Here is a 16,452-nt window from a genome sequence, read left to right as displayed (position 1 = left end):
ACTTGAGGGGGAACTCGCCGTGACGCGGCTACGTAGGCAGCGGGTACAGGTGTTGTGTGAGCACACGTGTTAAGCGGGTACTCTAGGAAAGCTGCCGTGCAAGTTTTTTCAACTCCATCACGGCTGCAGTTGGGGCATTCGGCAAGCGACCGTGCTTGGGCTGAGGAAATCCGTCACAACCGGTACCTTTTGACACGCTACGTTCGACGCACCACCGACAGCGATGGTTCCGGCGAAGCGAACCGGTGAATCGAACTGACGCAAAATTCCCAGCTTCCCTGAATGCACAAAAGTCCATCGATTTCGCGAAACGCCGCAATTCATCGGTGAAACGCCGCTGCTTGGAGAATCGAATGCCGCTCGGCGGATCACACGTGGTCAGTCAGCCGACTTTCCGGGCGACTTTTGCGGTGGCGGATCGTGGCCACCTGGATGCAGTGGGTGGCACTTCAAAAGTCTCACCGCCGCATAAAAACAACCCTTCAGCGGGCCGCAATTGCGGATCGACTCCAACGCGTACTGGCTGCACGAAGGCTGGAACCGACAGCGGGGTGGGAAGAGCGGGCTGATGTACCGCTGATAGATGCGAATCAAACCGATGAGAGCTTTGCTAAGCACGGGTTGTTGACCGCAAACTGGGACGCCCAGGAGAAGTTGGGCAAAGAAGGACTCGTCGCCTCGTCCACGGTGTTTCGAGGAGGACTCGTCGCCTCGTCCACTACGCAATCGTGGACGAGGATTGGAGTTTGATTTGGCCGATTAGGCTTGGAACGAGCTGCCGCAGCCGCAGGTTTTCGTTGCGTTCGGGTTGTCGAACGTGAAGCCTTGCTTTTCCAGGCTTTCGTACCAATCGACGGTCGTTCCATCGAGGTACAGGGCGCTTTTCTTGTCGACAACGACAGCGACGCCGTGGCTTTCGTACTTCGAGTCCGCTTTGTCGTCAAACTTGTCGTCGAAGTTCAGACGGTATTCAAATCCGCTGCATCCGCCGCCGGCAACTTCAATGCGGAGGACCATGTCGTCTCCAAAATCGTGTTCCTGGCGGAATCGCTCAACTTCCTGAGCGGCGCGTTCGCTCAATTTGACTGCCATGGCAGCGTTACCTTCGTAATGTGGACGAATCGAATGTTTCGTTGTTAGTGTAGTTGCGGGAAAGGGTATTCCACATCTTTCCGGCAGATCGCGTAGCGACTGCTCCAACTACCCGTCATAGTATTCAGCGCAGCCCTTGCTGCGGCAAGTCTTATCGTCGTCCACCCCCGTGACGATCGACAACAATTCGGCGTTTCGACACCGCAAAACCGAGATCAACGGGGCCCCGCAGCCCCTCCTGTGGCTGTCCACACACCCTTAGCAACCAAGTTTTCATGCGCCGTATCGGCACTCTCACGAATCCAGACCAAGCGCGTCGTTTTGCCGACTACCTGTTTACCCAGTCGATCGATTGCAGCATCAATATCGAGAAACCACCTCAATCCGAGTCGCAATCTTTGGCAAACGAGGTGGCGACGCAGTGCGAGCTTTGGATCCGTGATGAAGAACAGGTTGACCGCGCCCGAGAGGAGCTGAAGTCCTTCCAGGACAATCCTCAAGCCGAAAAATACAAGGTTGCGAGCCAAGCCAACCAACTTCGCCAAGAGAAAGCTTCGGAGGAGATCCGTAAAAAAAAGCTGGTTAAAAAAGTCGAACACTCTACGCCACGTGGAGGCCGCCCCGCGTTCGGTGCTCGCCAGCAATCGACTCCGGTTGTCATTGCCATCATTGCGTTGTCTGTCCTGGCCAGTTTTTCGACCGGATTCGACCGACCACAACGTTCCGGAATTCCAGGCGAACCTTCCAGTGAGGAAACGGTCCGTAATGCATTGTCGTTCGTTTCGATGGACGACTACATGATCGACGGGGATCCGTACGCATCGATCAAGAAAGGCGAAGTCTGGCGTTTCGTCACGCCAATCTTCCTGCACGGAAACACCTTTCACCTAGCCTTCAACATGATGGCGTTGTTTTTCCTCGGCTCCGCAATCGAACGCATCGAAGGCTCCGTTTTCCTGGCGGTCCTCTTCATGGCGTGCGCGATGGCGGGGATGATTTTCCAAATCTCACTCCCGCCCGAAGAATCCTTGCCCCCAATCCTGCATGGTCTCGCCGGCTCGCATGCTGCGATCGGCGCATCGGGCGGCGTGATCGGCTTGTTCGGTTACCTTTGGATTCGGCCGATGCTTTCACGAAGCTACCCGATCGATATCTCGCCAGCGAACGTCGCGTTCCTGCTCGGATACTTGGTGATCTGTATTTTTCTGATCGATCACATCGCCAACGGCGCACACCTGGGCGGACTGTTTGCCGGGATGCTGTTTGCCGTGGGTGTTGCAAAAATTCACCCAGGCCGCTTTCCGTGAGCTCAGTGAACGCCCAACCGGGCGATGCCCAAGCCTCCGAGCCAGCAACGGTGGCAACCGAAAAGGATTCCGTTAGTGGCTACCGACCGGTTCCCGGCGACGACTCGTCTGAACGGGACGGCTCACAACAGCGTGATGAGTTACCGGCACCGACGACGATGCGTGGTGCCGCGAGCGAAGTGTTCCGGGTGGCGCTGCCGTTGATGGTCAGCACCGGGATGTTTTCGATCGTCCTGTTTGCCGACCGAACGCTACTTGGCTTTTTTGATGGCGTCTCGATGAGCGCATCGATGGCCGGAGGAAATTTGTTCTGGGTATTGGTCTGTGTTCCCGTCGGTGCCGCTTCGATGACCGGTGCGGTGATCGGACAACTGATCGGAAACAACGAAGAACACAAGATCGGGCGACTGCTCTGGCAATCTCTCTGGATGGCATTGATCACGTCGCCGTGGTTTGTCGTCGCCGGACTGTATGCCGAAGGCCTATTCACGTTTGCCGGGCAAGACCCAACGCTAATCCCCGCAGAAGCAACGTATCTGCGGTGGCTGATGCTCGGCGGATTAGGGCTGGTGATCGAATCGGCACTCAGCGGATTTTTTAGCGGGACCGAGCGAACGTCCGTGATCATGTGGGTTTCGATTGCCAGTGGCCTGCTGAATGTCGTCTTGGATGTAGTGTTGATCTTCGGCTTCGCGGGTTTTCCGGCGATGGGGATTACCGGCGCAGCAATTGGCAGCGTGCTGGCGTTTTGGTTCAAGGTCGTTTGCTATGCCGCGATCCTCTTCAAGCAGGAGTACCGCGAACGTTATGGAATGCGCAGCGGCTTTTGCTTCGACATGAAAGTGTTGTGGAACTTCGTCTACTTCAGCCTGCCGAGCGGGTTGATGTATCTAACCGAAGCGAGCTCGTTCACAATCATCGTTTTAAAGATTGGACAGCTGGGCGACATCCCGCTTCGCGCGACAACGATGGCGATCAACTTTAACATGATCGCATTCATCCCCTTGGTCGGTGTCGCGATTGCAACCAGCGTTTTGGCAGGTCGTCATTTGCTGCAAAACGGCCCTGCGTTTGCGATGCGAACCACAATCGCGGCTCTGCTAATCTCGCTGACGTATTCGCTTTCGTGGGTCGCGATGTACCTTGCCGCTGGCGATTGGCTCCTCTCGCTTTATCGGCTTGGGCCAACCGATCCCAATTCCGATGCGGCGATCGTGATTGCAAGCACTTTGCTGGGGTTCGTCTCTGCGTATGTCGTCTTCGACGCGGTCCAACTGATCTTGGCTGCGGCCCTCAAAGGCGCCGGTGATACTTGGTTTGTGCTGCTGACCGGGGCAATTGTCAGTGTCTCGGCAATCGGAATCGGAATCCTAATCGACGACCATCAGGATTCGTTGTACTTGTGGTGGTGGGTCATCACCGCATGGATCTGGACGCTTGCTGCCGCGATGGCAATGCGTTTCATCAGCGGACGCTGGAAATCGATGCGGATGGTTTAATGAAACAGTCAATCTCGGTCGCATTGCTACCCTCATTGATCACCTCAGATCTGCGACAAGACGAGACACAGTCGTTGCGGTGCGCGATTGTGATCGACGTGTTGCGTGCAACAAGCGTGATGACGACGGCGGGACGAAATGGAGCCGCCAGCTTGCAGACGTGCGGCGAAGTCGACTTGGCACGCGAGCTTGCCGATGGAACTGCCCCGCACCTGCGGCCGCTGCTTTGTGGCGAGCGAGCTTGTGTGCCGATTAAGGGATTTGACCTCGGAAACTCGCCCGCCGAATATCCGTCCAGCGTGGTTGCCAACCGTCACGTGCTGCTAACGACCACCAATGGAACCAAAGCGATCGCTGCGGTTCAACATGCGAAGCGATTGCTGATCGCATCGTTTTTAAACCTGACCGCTACGGTCAATAGCGTGGCAGATGAACAGGATTTGCTGATCGTCTGTGCCGGCACCGAAGGGCAAATCAGCTATGAAGACGTCTTGCTAGCCGGGGCAATTGTTGACGGGCTAATGCAGCGAGACACGTCCAACAAGGTCGATGATTCGGCACGAATGGCTTGGGCGTCCTGGCAACAGGCTTGTGCGACCGGCAAACCGCTAGCGGAATCGCTCGGACTTTCACTCGGCGGACGAAACCTGCTGCGTGTCGGTTACGCCGAAGACCTTCAACGCTGTGCGGTGATTGACAGCGCGAATGGTATCGTCGAGCGTGATCCCAAAAATCGATCCGAAGGTGTCGTTACCTTCGGATGGAAGGACGCCTGATCAAAACTAACGAAGGCCGTCAGGCAAGATCCCTTCGGCGACTTCGTCGTCCCACTGATCCATCAGCGGCCAAGACTCGGCGAGTGTTCCGAAGTCGGCCATTTTCAGGTAACCACGCACGCGATCAATCGTACGATTCATAAAGTCTTTGTCGTTGCGGAAGATTGGCCCGTGACTGGGTGCCAACCACTTCACATCGCTATCACGAATCCGCTCCAACGATTTAATAAACGCCTTGATGTCGCTCCCGTGGTGGGCATCCACTGCACCGATGCAGCCATCGCGATAGATGTTGTCACCGCTTAGCAGCATGTCACCGACTCGGAACGCTAACTGGCTGTTGGTGTGCCCTGGCGTATGCCAAACTTCGATTTCCAACGCCCCAACTTTAATAATGTCGCCATCGTTGACTTGATGCTCGACATCAACCTTTGGCATGTCCATTTTCAGGTTTTGGGCTTCGATCTCCGCCAGCGTCCACAGCGTGTCCCCTTCGGCGAGCGGACGAACCGCGTGCGGGTGCGCCGTCACACTGGTCTTCAAAATATTCTTGATCTTGGCCAGCCCCTGGATGTGGTCGACGTCGGCATGCGTCGCGATCAACGTTTTGCACTGGGACAGCGGAAAATCCAACTCGCGGATGATATCGATGAAATCATCAACGGTTTCTTCGTATCCGATATCAACAAGCGCCCACTCATCGGCGTCATACAAAAGATAAACGTTGCACCCCAAGACTTCGCGGGCTTGGAAGTTCAGTTCAATGATACCGGGATAGATCGGATTTCGTTCAAGCATCGGTTTTGTATTGCAATTCCAGTTCAACCGCGAACGCCACACGGAAGTGCAATTCCAAAAGGCGGCAGGGAACGAATTTGCGCAGGGGATAAGATACGTGGTCAGTCAGTCGGCTGGCCAGTGTAGCGGTCAACCCAACGCACTTACTAGACCTTGCCGATAGTCCGGAAAGGCCAAGTTTGACATTAGCGACCGGGCCATTTTGCGATTGCAAATTCGCTTGTTGGCCTCACCGCGACGCCGCGGGCTTGTCGTAGCCGCCGGCGGAACGAAGCTCGGGCTGGGCCCACCGACTTGGCGAGCAACTTCACGATAAAACTCGCCACGCGCCACGGGGTAATGATCCGCCACCAGCATCAATCGTTGCTGCATCGACGCCCCTTGAAAGGAGTGCGAATCGAGGTAATCCCACGAACGCAGACAAATTTTTGCTGCGTCGTCCACATGAATCAGATTCAGATAGGTGTCCGGATTTGCTTCAATCGGCTTTCCCGAAGCGATATCCGCCACGCGCGGGATCCGCCCCGGTCCATAGATTCCTGCCAAACGCAAAACCAAGAACTTGCCGTTCGGACGGTTACGATGCAACTCTTGCTCGGCTTGCAGGTGCACTGCCGCAGCCTCGCGTGTTGGATGGGTCGTGGACGTTTCATCCACCCATTCGCCGTTTCGTTGGTGATACACCCCGGTCGTGCTGACGTAGGACACCAGCGCGTCGCTGGGCAAATGCCGCAGTAATCGTCGCAGCCCAAGGACCTGGGAATCGTATCGTGATACCGGCTTGGCCCCCAAACCGCGAGGGTCATAGGCGACTGCAACCAACACTCGCAATCCTGGGGCGAAAGTTTGCCCGGAAATGGTGACCGTTTCGCCCTGGGGGGGATCCTGTTCACTAAATGTCCGGGAATCATTCCAATCGAGCAAAATCGGATGGAATCTATCCCGTTTTAGCTCGTCAAATCGATCGCGATGCCGCGTCGTCGCGAATACGCGATAACCTAATTGTTGAGACAGTCGGGCGACTCGCTTTCCTAGATAGCCTGCCCCAACCACCAGCACGTCCTTTTCGCCATTTGACGTTGCAATTTGCATCTGTTTTTCGCCTTTGAACACAGGTTGGCTACAATGGGACTCCACGCACAGCATGGCCATGCCGAACCCGTTCGCGCTGGCCTTAACGATCCGTGCTGCTGAGCGAGCGAAAACTTGACTGGGCCCGAAAAAATCGGTGCCCTTGGTGCCACCCACGAGGGACCGCTTTGATTTTTTATCGACAGAATTCACTCAGACGGCAGTTTGCAGGTCTCGGGGCATTCCTGGCAACCCTGCCTGCATGTTTGGTTTTAGCGGCGGCATGGGCGAGCACGCCGTCTGTATCCGCCCAGTCTTCTGCACTGTCGCAATCGACCCTGCCACAATCGACGGCATCGGCAAACCAAAACGTCTCTGCAGGATATCGTTGGGAATCGGACAGCGTTGAAACGGACAAAAAACCGCAAACCCAGCAGCGACTCGTCCAACAACCCCCTCTCGATGACATTTTTGGCCCGCCAGCTGTCCCCAAGCAAACGGGTGACACGAGGCCATCGATCGGCCCGATCCGTCCCGGTTTCGGCGAACAGCCGCTCAAGCAGACGCCAATCGCTGCCAGCTCGTCCACTTCCGCCCCCAGCCACTTCGTCCGCAAGCTGCCTTCGGAAGGAACTCAAGTTTCCGTTCCAGAAGACCTTGAGGAACTGCTGTACGAAGGCGGAACGCCCGGCTCGCTAGAAACATTGCGAATCATGGAGCGTCAGCAACGCTTAGTCGCTGAACTGGCCGCAAAATGCACCGTCAGCATTCGCATCGGCGCGGCCCAGGGTTGCGGCGTGCTGATTTCGAACAAAGGCTATATCTTTACCGCCGCCCACGTGGCGATCCGACCTGGAAAAACGGCGATCGTGACCCTGAGCGATGGACGCCGCGTCACCGCGACCACGCTTGGCATGAACCGCTCGGTCGACGCCGGCATGCTTCGGATTGATCCAGATCAAGGCGACGGAACACCATGGCCCTACGCCAGCTTGGGAAAAAGCAAGAACCTGGAACCTGGCATGTGGTGCATCGCGATGGGACACCCCGGCGGCTACGATGCCGCCAGAGGGGCGGTTGTCCGCGTCGGACGATTGCTTGAGGTTTCCAGAGATGTCATCCGAACCGACTGTGCGTTGATTGGTGGTGACAGTGGCGGTCCGCTGTTTAACCTGGCTGGTGAACTAATCGCGGTGCACAGCCGAATCGGTAACGACGTCGCCGACAACTTGCACGTCCCGATCGACCACTACGACACCTCTTGGGAAGGCATGCTCAAGGGAAAAGCTTGGGGATACCTACCAAACTTCAAACCTACCCTTGGCGTTTCAGGAAAGGGATCCGACCTGACTGCCTTGATTAGCCAAGTCGCCCCAGGCTCACCCGCCGACAAAGCAGGCATCCAAGTTGGTGACGTGATTTTAGAGTTCGGCGAGAAAGAGCTGACCGACTTCGCATCATTAAAGGAGGCCGTTGACGACACGATGCCTGGCGAACGTGTTTTGATCGTCCTTCGCCGACAAAATCAAATCATTCGCATGACAGTAGAGATCGGACGCAGCGGTGACTAGCTCGACCGATTCACAGGTTAGGTCTTTTTCGTACGACATGGACAATCACCCCAGAATGCTGATGAAACGCCAAGGCTGGACTTCTGCCGTCGCCACCGCACTGCTTTGCTTCACGTCGTCGCAAGCGATGGCACAAGAATCATGGCTACATCGCTGGGCGTCGCGCCAACCGGAAATCGAATCGCGTGACGGCGCCGAAATGATGCGCCTGATTCAGCCACTTTCCGAAAGCGTCGAACAATCCATTATCCAAGTGTTCTCCGGTGGCCGAATCGTGGCCATGGGGACCATCGTCAGTGAAGATGGCTATGCGATTACGAAGTTCAGCGAACTGAGCGCCGCGCCGATTTCTGTTCGCGTCCCCAGCGGCAAGAAAGTCCCGGCCCGCGTCTCGGCCGTTCGACCGGCAAACGATCTGGCCCTTCTAAAGCTCGAAGGCAGCGAACCAGATACCTGGGACATCCGGCCCGCAAATTTCGAAACGAGTGAGCCCCAAACGGGCAGCTTCGTCATCACGCCGGATAACGACGGAAACAGCATTGGGATTGGAACCCTCGGCGTCGGCGCTCGCCACGTCGGACACCGCGGTCGATTAGGGGTCACGTTCTATGATGGTGCAACCGAACCGCCAATCGTCCAACGGGTCGTCCCCAGCAGCGGAGCGTTTGATGCCGGACTTCAAGACGGTGATAAAATCCTGCGTATCAATGGCGAACAGATGCAAGGATCGCGTTCGGCAATCTCGACACTGGGGCGATTCTACCCCGGCGAAGTTGTCGAGCTTCTGATCCTTCGCGGCGACGACACCATCGAGCTGGCTGCTCGGATGCGAGACCAAGCGATTTTGATGGAGTCAAAGAACGACGCCAAAGTCAACGGCCCACGCAACGCGAGGTTGAGTGGCTTTGATCAAGTGATCCAGCACGACACCGTGCTGGCCCCGAACCAATGCGGCGGCCCAATCTTGGATTCCGAAGGCGATGTGATCGGAATCAACATCGCACGTGCCGGTCGCGTCGTTACCTATGCATTGCCATCGGCGCTGATCAACGCAGAAATCGTTAGCATGCTGAACGAAGCCCGCCGTCAGTAACCGGTGGCCAGATCATCGTGCCTCGAAGCGGCGATCGGCCTGATAAAAGAAGTACCCGTCGTGTCCTTTCGTGGCAGGCAGAACCCGCCATTGAGTCTTCGTTGAGTGCGTTGCAAGGCAGGTGCCTTGCAACGAGCCTGACACACTTTCTTTCCGCTAAACGTCCAAATTACGGACGTCCAACGCGTGCTTTTCGATGAATTCGCGACGCGGTTCGACCTTGTCGCCCATCAGCAAGCGGAACATTTCGTCCGCCGCACCGGCGTCCTTCATGTTCACTTTGACGAGGGTTCGGTTGGCCGGATCCAGGGTCGTTTCGCGGAGCTCCTCCGCGTTCATTTCGCCCAGTCCTTTAAAGCGAGTCACCTGCAGACCTTTTTCACCCGCCGCACGGACTTCGGTCAGCAAGTCGCGAAGGTCTTCCAGCGGCCGGCGGTGATCCTCACCACGGACGAGCTCGAATCGCGGGGTGGTCATCCCGGTTCGGTCGGCAGGGATCAAATCGTCGATCGAGAATGCCAGGACAGCGAGATCTTTCAGGCCGCTGTTGATCGTGCGAACCTCGTGCAATTCGGCCAAATGAGCGATTTGCTTTTTCTCTTCTTGTTCCTGTGTCTCAGCTGCTTCGGCGTTCTCTTCGCCTTCGGCAGGTTCCGACTGACTCGCCTCGTCGTCCAACACCAAACCGTTGGCGTTGAGGTGTTCTTGAACTTCGTCGGTGCTGTGGAACCAGTGTTCTTCGTTGGCATAGGTCAGCAACCAGGCGGGCAGCTTGTTTGACACAGGATCCAAGCGAAGTGCGTGCACACGCAACGAAACACCACGGCGTTCGAGTGCCATGATCGCGTCTTCGATCGCGGCCAAAGCGGAGCACAGCTTTCGCATGTCGTCGCCTTCGACACGACGTCCATCCTCGGCTTCGAACACGGTGTCATTCAAACCGCGTTCGAGCAACTGGCCTTTCATTTCTTCGTCGGTTTGGACGTAGTACTTATTGCGCCCTTGGGTCACACGGAACAACGGCGGCTGGGCAACATAAACGTGCCCGTCGGCAACCAACTGGTACATTTGACGATAGAAGAAACACAAAAGCAGGGTGCGAATGTGGCTACCGTCAACGTCCGCGTCAGTCATGACGACGACTTTGTTGTACCGACGCTTGGAGATGTCTTGGTCGTTGCCGATGCCGGTCCCGATCGCTTGGATCATCGATCGGACTTCTTCGTTGGCCAAAACCTTGTCTTCGCGACTTTTGTAAGCGTTGATGATCTTACCGCGCAGTGGCAAAATCGCTTGGTAGTCACGCATCCGGCCACCCTCGGCGGATCCACCCGCCGAGTCACCTTCCACTAAGTACAACTCGCAGCGTTTCATGTCTTTGCTGATGCAGTCACGTAGCTTGCCGGGCAAGCCGCCACCGCCGAGTGCGTCTTTTCGTTTGCGGAGCAAGTCCTTCGCCTTGCGTGCCGCTTCACGTGCTTCCGACGCCAACAGACCTTTACGGACCAGCGATTTGGCGGTCCGTGGGTTTTCTTCCAGGTACTTGGCCAACTGTTCGCCGACACCTGCGGCAATGATGCCTTCGACTTCGCTGTTGCCCAGCTTGGTCTTCGTTTGCCCTTCGAACTGTGGATGAGGAACACGAACGCTGATGACTGCGGTGATGCCTTCGCGGATGTCATCACCGGTTAACGCGGTGTTCTTCAGCAAGTTTTCTTTCTTGCCGTAGTTGTTCAGCGTCCGTGTCAACGCGGCCCGGAAACCGCTGACGTGCGTTCCACCTTCGATGGTGTGAATGTTGTTGACGTACGACTGGACGTTTTCGGTGTACTCGGTGCTGTACTGCACCGCGATTTCGTACTGGCAGCCTTCCTTTTCGCCAATGATCGAAATCACATCCGCATGCAGCGGATCGCTGGCGCGGTTAAGGTGCTCGACGAATTCGGTGATCCCGCGATCGTAGCGATAGTCGCCGCCTTCGCCGTTGCGTTCGTCCAAGAACGTGATGCGGACGCCGCTGTTCAAGAACGCGAGCTCTTGCAGTCGTTTGTTCAAAGTGTCGAAGCTGTACTTCGTCACGCTGAAGATCTGCGAGTCCGCTTTGAACGTGGTTTTGGTTCCAGTCTTGCTGGTCTCGCGTCCCTTGGTAATTGGGCCGGTAGCGACTCCGCGTTCGTATTCCTGGCTCCAGGTGTAACCGTCACGGCTGACTTCGGTTTCCGCCCATTGGCTGAGGAAGTTCACGACGGTGACACCGACGCCGTGCAGACCGCCGGAGGTTTGATAGGCACCTTTTTCGAACTTCCCGCCGAACTTCAAGACCGTCATCACACCTTCGAGGGTGCTGACCTCGCGGCCCATTTCGACAGACAGCTCTTTGTGCTGAGTGACGGGGATGCCGCGGCCGTCGTCTTCGACAGTCACACTACCGTCGGTGTGAACGACGACAGAGACTTTCGTCGCGAAGCCAGCCATGGCTTCGTCGATCGAGTTATCGACGACTTCGTAGACCAAGTGGTGAAGCCCCCGAGTCGACGTGTCACCGATGTACATCCCGGGACGCTTGCGCACGTGATCCAAGTCGGAAAGGTGCTTCAAGTCCTCGTCGGTGTACTGCTCGTTCGCCGCAGGCGTGGACGTGGTCGCAGGATTGGACGCTGGCGTCGAATCGATCGGTTCGGAATCGATCGGTTCGGAATCGGCCGGTTCTGGGGAGGAGGCGTCGCTCATAGAACCCTATCAAGGAGGCGGAAAATCGTCGTCGCACCTCCGGTCCGATACCCGCGTCGGGCATGGCCCGAAGGGCTGCATTTCGAATCCCGATTCTAGCATTTTTCGCGTTGGGTCGCGAGGCGTCTGGAGCCGCTAGAACCTCGTCAAACACGGGGTTTTCAGTTTTTCCGACAATCAGCCTCACCCGCCACCTAGTCGCAATTGCTACTACTGCTTGGTCGCCTGCTCCGAATACCGCGCAGCCACTCGAAAGGGGACTAACCGGGCAGTCCGAACTGATCGCCAGCTGGCACCTCACTAAGGGCAGGGGCTCACCCCCAAATCGACAATCGTTCGTAACGACCGCGGCTTACTACGGGCCTGCAGCAACTCCGATTCAATCGCCAACGCCGATGTCATCGTCGAAGGAATTCAGTATCAGCTTCAACTCTGATTCTTCGTGCGATTGAAATTCGGCCTGAAAGGCTTGGAATTTGCGAAGCACCTTATCGACCTGTCCGTCGCGCTGCAAATCGACTTCGGCAAACTGGTCCGCAAGGTCACGGATTTGCGCGAACAACCCGCTGTGCTGGCCCTTCAACGACTCTGCTTCGACACTCAAATGTGGCGCGACATCGACGGCGTCGTCAAAGTACCCGTAGGCTTCTTCCAGCGAAAAGTGAATCGCCAGTTGATCGCGAAGCTCCGCCAATGCGGCGATGATTTCACCCCAGTGGTTGAGCGACGTCTCGGGATGAGAAAGCAGCGGTAACAAACGATCCCAAAGATCCTTCAGATGACGGTTGTCCTCTTTGATCTCTTGCAAGAAGGCGGCGTTGACGCCCAAGCGACCGCTGCGCGGCGTCTGCACCTGTGGCTGCTCTGTTCGCGATGTGTTGACCGGCATCCCGGTTCCACCTTGCGTAACCGCATCACTCATCGGGCCTTCTCCTTATTCGTTCGAGACGCGTTTATTGTAGCCGTTATTGAGCATCTACGGCGGAGAATCAACGCATTTTACACTGACATTGAAGACAACAGGACGGCTGCGCCGGTCAGTCAGAATCGTCATGCTTGGTCAAACGGCAAGGGAATCACTTCGGACAATTCGCTTGCCTTCACGGACAACATCAACAAGCGATCAAACCCCAGCGCCACACCACTGCATCGAGGCATCCCGACATGCATCGCCTCGATAAGGGTTGTGCGACAGCTCAGCGGCTCACGACCACTGGCAGCCCTCTTGCGGTTGTTGTCTTGATAACGCGTCTCCAGCTCTGCCGCATCGAGCAACTCGTCATATCCATTGGCAAGCTCGACGCCTTGGTAAAACAACTCAAACCGCGCCGCACAACGTGAGTCCGCCGGTGACGTCTTGGCAAGCGCCGCCTGGGCAAGCGGATAGTCCGTCAGCAGCACCGGCCGCTCCGTTCCCAACGCCGGCGAGACCTTTTCCGAAAGGATCAAATCCAAACAGTCATCTCGGTCCGCGTCATCCGCTAGTGACATCCCCGGCATCAACTCGCGAGCCAATTCGACCACGTCCGCATCCGATGCCTCCAGCGGATCGATCCCGGCCGTTTGCAAAAACGCGGCCTGGTAACTCATCCGATCAATTCGCTCGCAGTTCAAAATTGGACGGACATAGTCCGCCGTCAAACGCATCGCTGACTCGTAGTCGCCGCCCACCTCGTACCACTCCAGCATCGTGAATTCGAGGTTATGATTTCGCCCCAACTCAGCTCCACGGAATACCGGCCCCAACGAATAAATCGACGGCGCGCCGGCAGCCAGCATGCGTTTCATCGCTGATTCCGGCGAGGTTTGCAGGAAATACTCTGGCGCCAACTTGGGGCCGGCAACACCTAGCCGCTCCACCGAAATCGAAATAGGATCCAAGTACGCATCGACGACACAGTCCCGCGACAAACATGGTGGCTGGACTTCGTAGAACCCGTGCGAATCAAAAAACTGACGCGTTCGTCGCAACGTTTCCGATCGCGCCACCAGATGCTTTAGATTGATCATCGACTCTCGATTCCCTGTTTCCCGCCACGCCTACCGATACCACGGCCATTGATGTCGAACGACACTCACGACCGGTACTGCCGACAAAAACAATTCGCGCCGATCGGCGACGAAGGCCAACAACGCTTGCAAGATGCCGACGTTGCAGTGCTTGGCTGCGGCGCGCTCGGCACCGTCGCTGCAGAGCTGCTCTGTCGTGCCGGCATCGGACGAATTCGAATCATTGACCGTGACATTGTCGAGTGGAGTAATCTGCAGCGGCAATCGCTGTTCGACGGACACGATGCCGAAACAGGTGCGAGCAAGGCCGAAGCGGCCGCATCGCGTCTTCGAGAAATCAACAACCTGATCGACGTCGACGCCCAAGCGGCCGACGTGCGAGCGGACAACATTCATGGCTTGCTGAACGACACCCACTTGGTCATCGACGCAACCGACAACTTTCAAGTCCGCTTTCTGCTGAACGATTGGGCCCTGTCGACGGGCACCGCCTGGGTTCACGGCGGATGCGTAGGCGCCGCCGGTCAAGTGCGGCTGTTCGACGGTGCAGCCCGTCCCTGCTTTCGCTGCCTCGTCACCTCGCCGCCTCCACCGGATGCCGTCGACACTTGCGACACCGCCGGCGTGTTAGGATCGGCAACGCATGCGATCGCAAGTTTACAAGTGACCGAAGCGATCAAGTGGCTGAGCGGAAACCGTGACGCGGTTTCCCAAGACGTCTTGGCGATCGATTTTTGGCACAACCGCACGCGGCGCATCCGCCTGACCGAAGACCTCTCGCCCGATTGTGTTGCCTGTGTCGGGCGCAAGTTCGAATTCCTGGATGGTGACCAACAACGTCAAACCGAACTGGCACTGTGCGGACGCGACGCGGTGCAGATCACTCCCGCCGAAACACGCCAAGTCGATTTGGCGACAATGGAAGAACGCTGGAAGCAGATCGGCACGACACAACGATCACGATTCTTTGTGCGTGTCCAAATTGATTCTGAAACACAACTGACGCTGTTTCGTGATGGCAGAGTGATCGTCAACGGAACCAGCGAATTACCCCGCGCCCGTTCGTTGGTGGATCGCTATGTCGGCGGCTAGCGGCGAGAATGCCGCTGCCCCACCTACTCGCGATTCCACTGACGGCCCAGACCGGCCAGCACGGGGTCGTTCAACACTTGGTTGACCTCGTCGATTGATGTCAGACCTCGCATCACATAACTGAGCGCGACTTCAGGCAGCGTCAACATCCCGTTGGTGATGCTGATCGATTCGATCTCCGTTGCTGTCGCACGATTGCTGATCGCGTTGATGATTTGATCATCCACCACCATCACTTCGGGCATCGAGATCAGGTGATCGAACCCGCCATCGTGACAGGTATTGCACTGACCTGCGGTAAACACTGTCGGATTATCTTGTCCCATTCTGGTCCGAACCCGATCGGGAACTTCATAGACATCGGTGATTTCAAACGGCTGACGACACTCCGGACATAAACGCCGAATCAACCGTTGATTGATCACACCGCACAGCGAACTGGACAAAAACTTGTGATCGCTTTCATATTGCAACATCATCTCGATCGCTTCGGCGGCACTGCGTGAGTGCACCGTCGCCAGCACTAACTGGCCACTCGCGCCGGCTCGCACCGCCGTCCTGGCCGTTTGGCGGTCACGGACTTCGCCGATCATGATCACGTCGGGACTGTGCCGCAGCACCACGGTCAACAAATCTGCGAAGTCCATCTTTAGCTTCGTATTGACCTGTGATTGCATGATCCCCGAAATGGGATGTTCGACGGGATCTTCGATCGTATGGATTTTCTTGGTGCCGTTGTTGAGGTAGTCCAGCATCGCATACAGCGTGCAGCTTTTGCCGCTCGCGACGGGCCCGGTCACCAAGATCAGACCGCTTTTACGCCGCACCAGACGTTCGATCGCCTGGACATCAACGGTATCCATCCCCAACTGCTGAATCGATCGTCGCCCACGGCGTGGATCAAACAAACGGATGGCAACGTCGTGGCCGAAAACCGTTGGGACACAACTGAGTCGCAAGTGGGCGGTCGATCCGTCGGGCGTTGTCAATCGCCCACGGCCTTCGGACGGCCGCACCGCTTCGCCCGCGTCGGCACCGGCAAGAACGCGAAAGTGACCTTGCAACCGATGCCCGTAAGCTGGCGCGAATCGACGCACCGGCTCGATTCTTCCCAGCCGCCGGACTGTCACCATCACCGCCCCATCGACATCCGACAAGAACAGATCACTCACGTGCCGCTCCAGCGCCCATTCGATCAAATTCGCGGCGAACAGCTCCGGCGGCGTTAGTTCGATCTCGCCAGCACCTTCATCCACTTCCTGAAAATCGATCCTCGAATCATCACTCACAGTTACGTCGTCCCGTTGTGTCGTTCGTCGGTTCCCAATGCACGCTTCGCTTTCGGCCCGCCTAATATGCGCGATTGATCCCGTGGATGCAAAATTGCTGCCTGTCTTCGCAAACCGTGGATTT

General features: G+C 56.8%; 15 protein-coding genes. 7 read left to right on the top strand and 8 right to left on the bottom strand.

Translation table 11 applies throughout. The features are described 5' to 3' along the window. Window positions 1–96 precede the first annotated feature (96 nt). Window positions 97–249, top strand: a complete 153-nt coding sequence (locus CGZ80_RS28540) for a hypothetical protein (RefSeq protein ID WP_233148264.1) — start codon at window positions 97–99, stop codon at window positions 247–249. Window positions 250–378: 129 nt separating this feature from the next. Here the strand turns inward: CGZ80_RS28540 and yidD are convergent, their stop codons facing one another. Together yidD and CGZ80_RS06460 are read right to left on the bottom strand one after the other, a co-directional pair. Further along, window positions 379–618: a membrane protein insertion efficiency factor YidD gene (gene yidD, locus CGZ80_RS06465; RefSeq protein WP_094412716.1), complete on the bottom strand. Its 240-nt coding sequence runs from the start codon at window positions 616–618 to the stop codon at window positions 379–381. 141 nt (window positions 619–759) lie between these two features. After that, window positions 760–1,092, bottom strand: coding sequence for a HesB/IscA family protein (locus CGZ80_RS06460; protein WP_094412536.1), 333 nt, complete (start codon window positions 1,090–1,092; stop codon window positions 760–762). A 275-nt stretch (window positions 1,093–1,367) separates the two neighbouring features. On the opposite strand from CGZ80_RS06460, the gene CGZ80_RS06455 reads away from it, so the two are divergent. Genes CGZ80_RS06455 through CGZ80_RS06445 form a run of 3 tightly spaced genes read left to right on the top strand, consistent with a single transcriptional unit; the run spans window position 1,368 to window position 4,674 of the window. Beyond that, entirely contained in the window at window positions 1,368–2,399 is a 1,032-nt protein-coding gene (locus CGZ80_RS06455; protein ID WP_094412534.1) for a rhomboid family intramembrane serine protease, read from the top strand. Continuing rightward, window positions 2,396–3,898 (top strand): MATE family efflux transporter, encoded by a 1,503-nt coding sequence (locus CGZ80_RS06450; RefSeq protein WP_233148263.1) that lies wholly within the window; start codon window positions 2,396–2,398, stop codon window positions 3,896–3,898. The genes CGZ80_RS06455 and CGZ80_RS06450 overlap by 4 nt, the downstream gene beginning before the upstream one ends. After that, window positions 3,898–4,674, top strand: a complete 777-nt coding sequence (locus CGZ80_RS06445; protein ID WP_158222585.1) for a 2-phosphosulfolactate phosphatase — start codon at window positions 3,898–3,900, stop codon at window positions 4,672–4,674. Before CGZ80_RS06450 ends, CGZ80_RS06445 begins: the two co-directional genes overlap by 1 nt. Window positions 4,675–4,680: 6 nt before the next feature. Here CGZ80_RS06445 and CGZ80_RS06440 read toward each other — a convergent pair whose 3' ends face one another. Both CGZ80_RS06440 and CGZ80_RS06435 read right to left on the bottom strand, forming a co-directional pair. Further along, window positions 4,681–5,472 (bottom strand): MBL fold metallo-hydrolase, encoded by a 792-nt coding sequence (locus CGZ80_RS06440; protein WP_094412530.1) that lies wholly within the window; start codon window positions 5,470–5,472, stop codon window positions 4,681–4,683. A 129-nt stretch (window positions 5,473–5,601) separates the two neighbouring features. Further along, on the bottom strand, window positions 5,602–6,564 hold the full coding sequence (locus CGZ80_RS06435; RefSeq protein WP_094412712.1) for an NAD-dependent epimerase/dehydratase family protein: 963 nt from the start codon (window positions 6,562–6,564) through the stop codon (window positions 5,602–5,604). Between the two features lie 167 nt (window positions 6,565–6,731). On the opposite strand from CGZ80_RS06435, the gene CGZ80_RS28535 reads away from it, so the two are divergent. Beyond that, complete coding sequence (locus CGZ80_RS28535) at window positions 6,732–8,114, top strand: S1C family serine protease (protein WP_233148262.1); 1,383 nt, start codon at window positions 6,732–6,734, stop codon at window positions 8,112–8,114. A 61-nt stretch (window positions 8,115–8,175) separates the two neighbouring features. Continuing rightward, on the top strand, window positions 8,176–9,207 hold the full coding sequence (locus CGZ80_RS06425) for a PDZ domain-containing protein (protein WP_158222584.1): 1,032 nt from the start codon (window positions 8,176–8,178) through the stop codon (window positions 9,205–9,207). Between the two features lie 156 nt (window positions 9,208–9,363). Here CGZ80_RS06425 and CGZ80_RS06420 read toward each other — a convergent pair whose 3' ends face one another. The 3 genes from CGZ80_RS06420 to epmA form a co-directional block, all read right to left on the bottom strand. Then, window positions 9,364–11,937: a DNA gyrase subunit B gene (locus CGZ80_RS06420; RefSeq protein ID WP_094412526.1), complete on the bottom strand. Its 2,574-nt coding sequence runs from the start codon at window positions 11,935–11,937 to the stop codon at window positions 9,364–9,366. Between the two features lie 379 nt (window positions 11,938–12,316). Continuing rightward, window positions 12,317–12,859 carry a hemerythrin domain-containing protein gene (locus CGZ80_RS06415; protein WP_233148261.1) on the bottom strand — a complete coding sequence of 181 codons (543 nt, stop codon included), beginning with the start codon at window positions 12,857–12,859 and terminating at the stop codon, window positions 12,317–12,319. Between the two features lie 128 nt (window positions 12,860–12,987). Then, complete coding sequence (gene epmA, locus CGZ80_RS06410) at window positions 12,988–13,947, bottom strand: EF-P lysine aminoacylase EpmA (RefSeq protein ID WP_094412524.1); 960 nt, start codon at window positions 13,945–13,947, stop codon at window positions 12,988–12,990. A gap of 51 nt (window positions 13,948–13,998) precedes the next feature. On the opposite strand from epmA, the gene CGZ80_RS06405 reads away from it, so the two are divergent. Then, on the top strand, window positions 13,999–15,039 hold the full coding sequence (locus CGZ80_RS06405; protein WP_233148260.1) for a ThiF family adenylyltransferase: 1,041 nt from the start codon (window positions 13,999–14,001) through the stop codon (window positions 15,037–15,039). Between the two features lie 23 nt (window positions 15,040–15,062). Here the strand turns inward: CGZ80_RS06405 and CGZ80_RS06400 are convergent, their stop codons facing one another. After that, window positions 15,063–16,328, bottom strand: a complete 1,266-nt coding sequence (locus CGZ80_RS06400) for a GspE/PulE family protein (RefSeq protein ID WP_158222583.1) — start codon at window positions 16,326–16,328, stop codon at window positions 15,063–15,065. Window positions 16,329–16,452 lie beyond the last annotated feature (124 nt).

This window comes from Rhodopirellula sp. MGV (assembly GCF_002251265.1).
Lineage (GTDB): Bacteria > Planctomycetota > Planctomycetia > Pirellulales > Pirellulaceae > Stieleria > Stieleria baltica_A.
The sequence above is the reverse complement of the archived record's forward strand: the minus strand, read 5'-3'. Positions and strand labels throughout refer to the sequence as shown.

What these genes read in the sequence shown, in the direction of transcription:
- CGZ80_RS06455 (WP_094412534.1), top strand. Translation starts at nt 1,368, where the DNA reads ATGCGCCGTATCGGCACTCTCACGAATCCAGACCAAGCGCGTCGTTTT.
- CGZ80_RS06435 (WP_094412712.1), bottom strand. Translation starts at nt 6,564, where the DNA reads ATGCAAATTGCAACGTCAAATGGCGAAAAGGACGTGCTGGTGGTTGGG.
- CGZ80_RS06405 (WP_233148260.1), top strand. Translation starts at nt 13,999, where the DNA reads ATGTCGAACGACACTCACGACCGGTACTGCCGACAAAAACAATTCGCG.
- CGZ80_RS06415 (WP_233148261.1), bottom strand. Translation starts at nt 12,859, where the DNA reads ATGAGTGATGCGGTTACGCAAGGTGGAACCGGGATGCCGGTCAACACA.
- epmA (WP_094412524.1), bottom strand. Translation starts at nt 13,947, where the DNA reads ATGATCAATCTAAAGCATCTGGTGGCGCGATCGGAAACGTTGCGACGA.
- CGZ80_RS06440 (WP_094412530.1), bottom strand. Translation starts at nt 5,472, where the DNA reads ATGCTTGAACGAAATCCGATCTATCCCGGTATCATTGAACTGAACTTC.
- CGZ80_RS06460 (WP_094412536.1), bottom strand. Translation starts at nt 1,092, where the DNA reads ATGGCAGTCAAATTGAGCGAACGCGCCGCTCAGGAAGTTGAGCGATTC.
- CGZ80_RS06420 (WP_094412526.1), bottom strand. Translation starts at nt 11,937, where the DNA reads ATGAGCGACGCCTCCTCCCCAGAACCGGCCGATTCCGAACCGATCGAT.
- CGZ80_RS06445 (WP_158222585.1), top strand. Translation starts at nt 3,898, where the DNA reads ATGAAACAGTCAATCTCGGTCGCATTGCTACCCTCATTGATCACCTCA.
- CGZ80_RS06425 (WP_158222584.1), top strand. Translation starts at nt 8,176, where the DNA reads ATGAAACGCCAAGGCTGGACTTCTGCCGTCGCCACCGCACTGCTTTGC.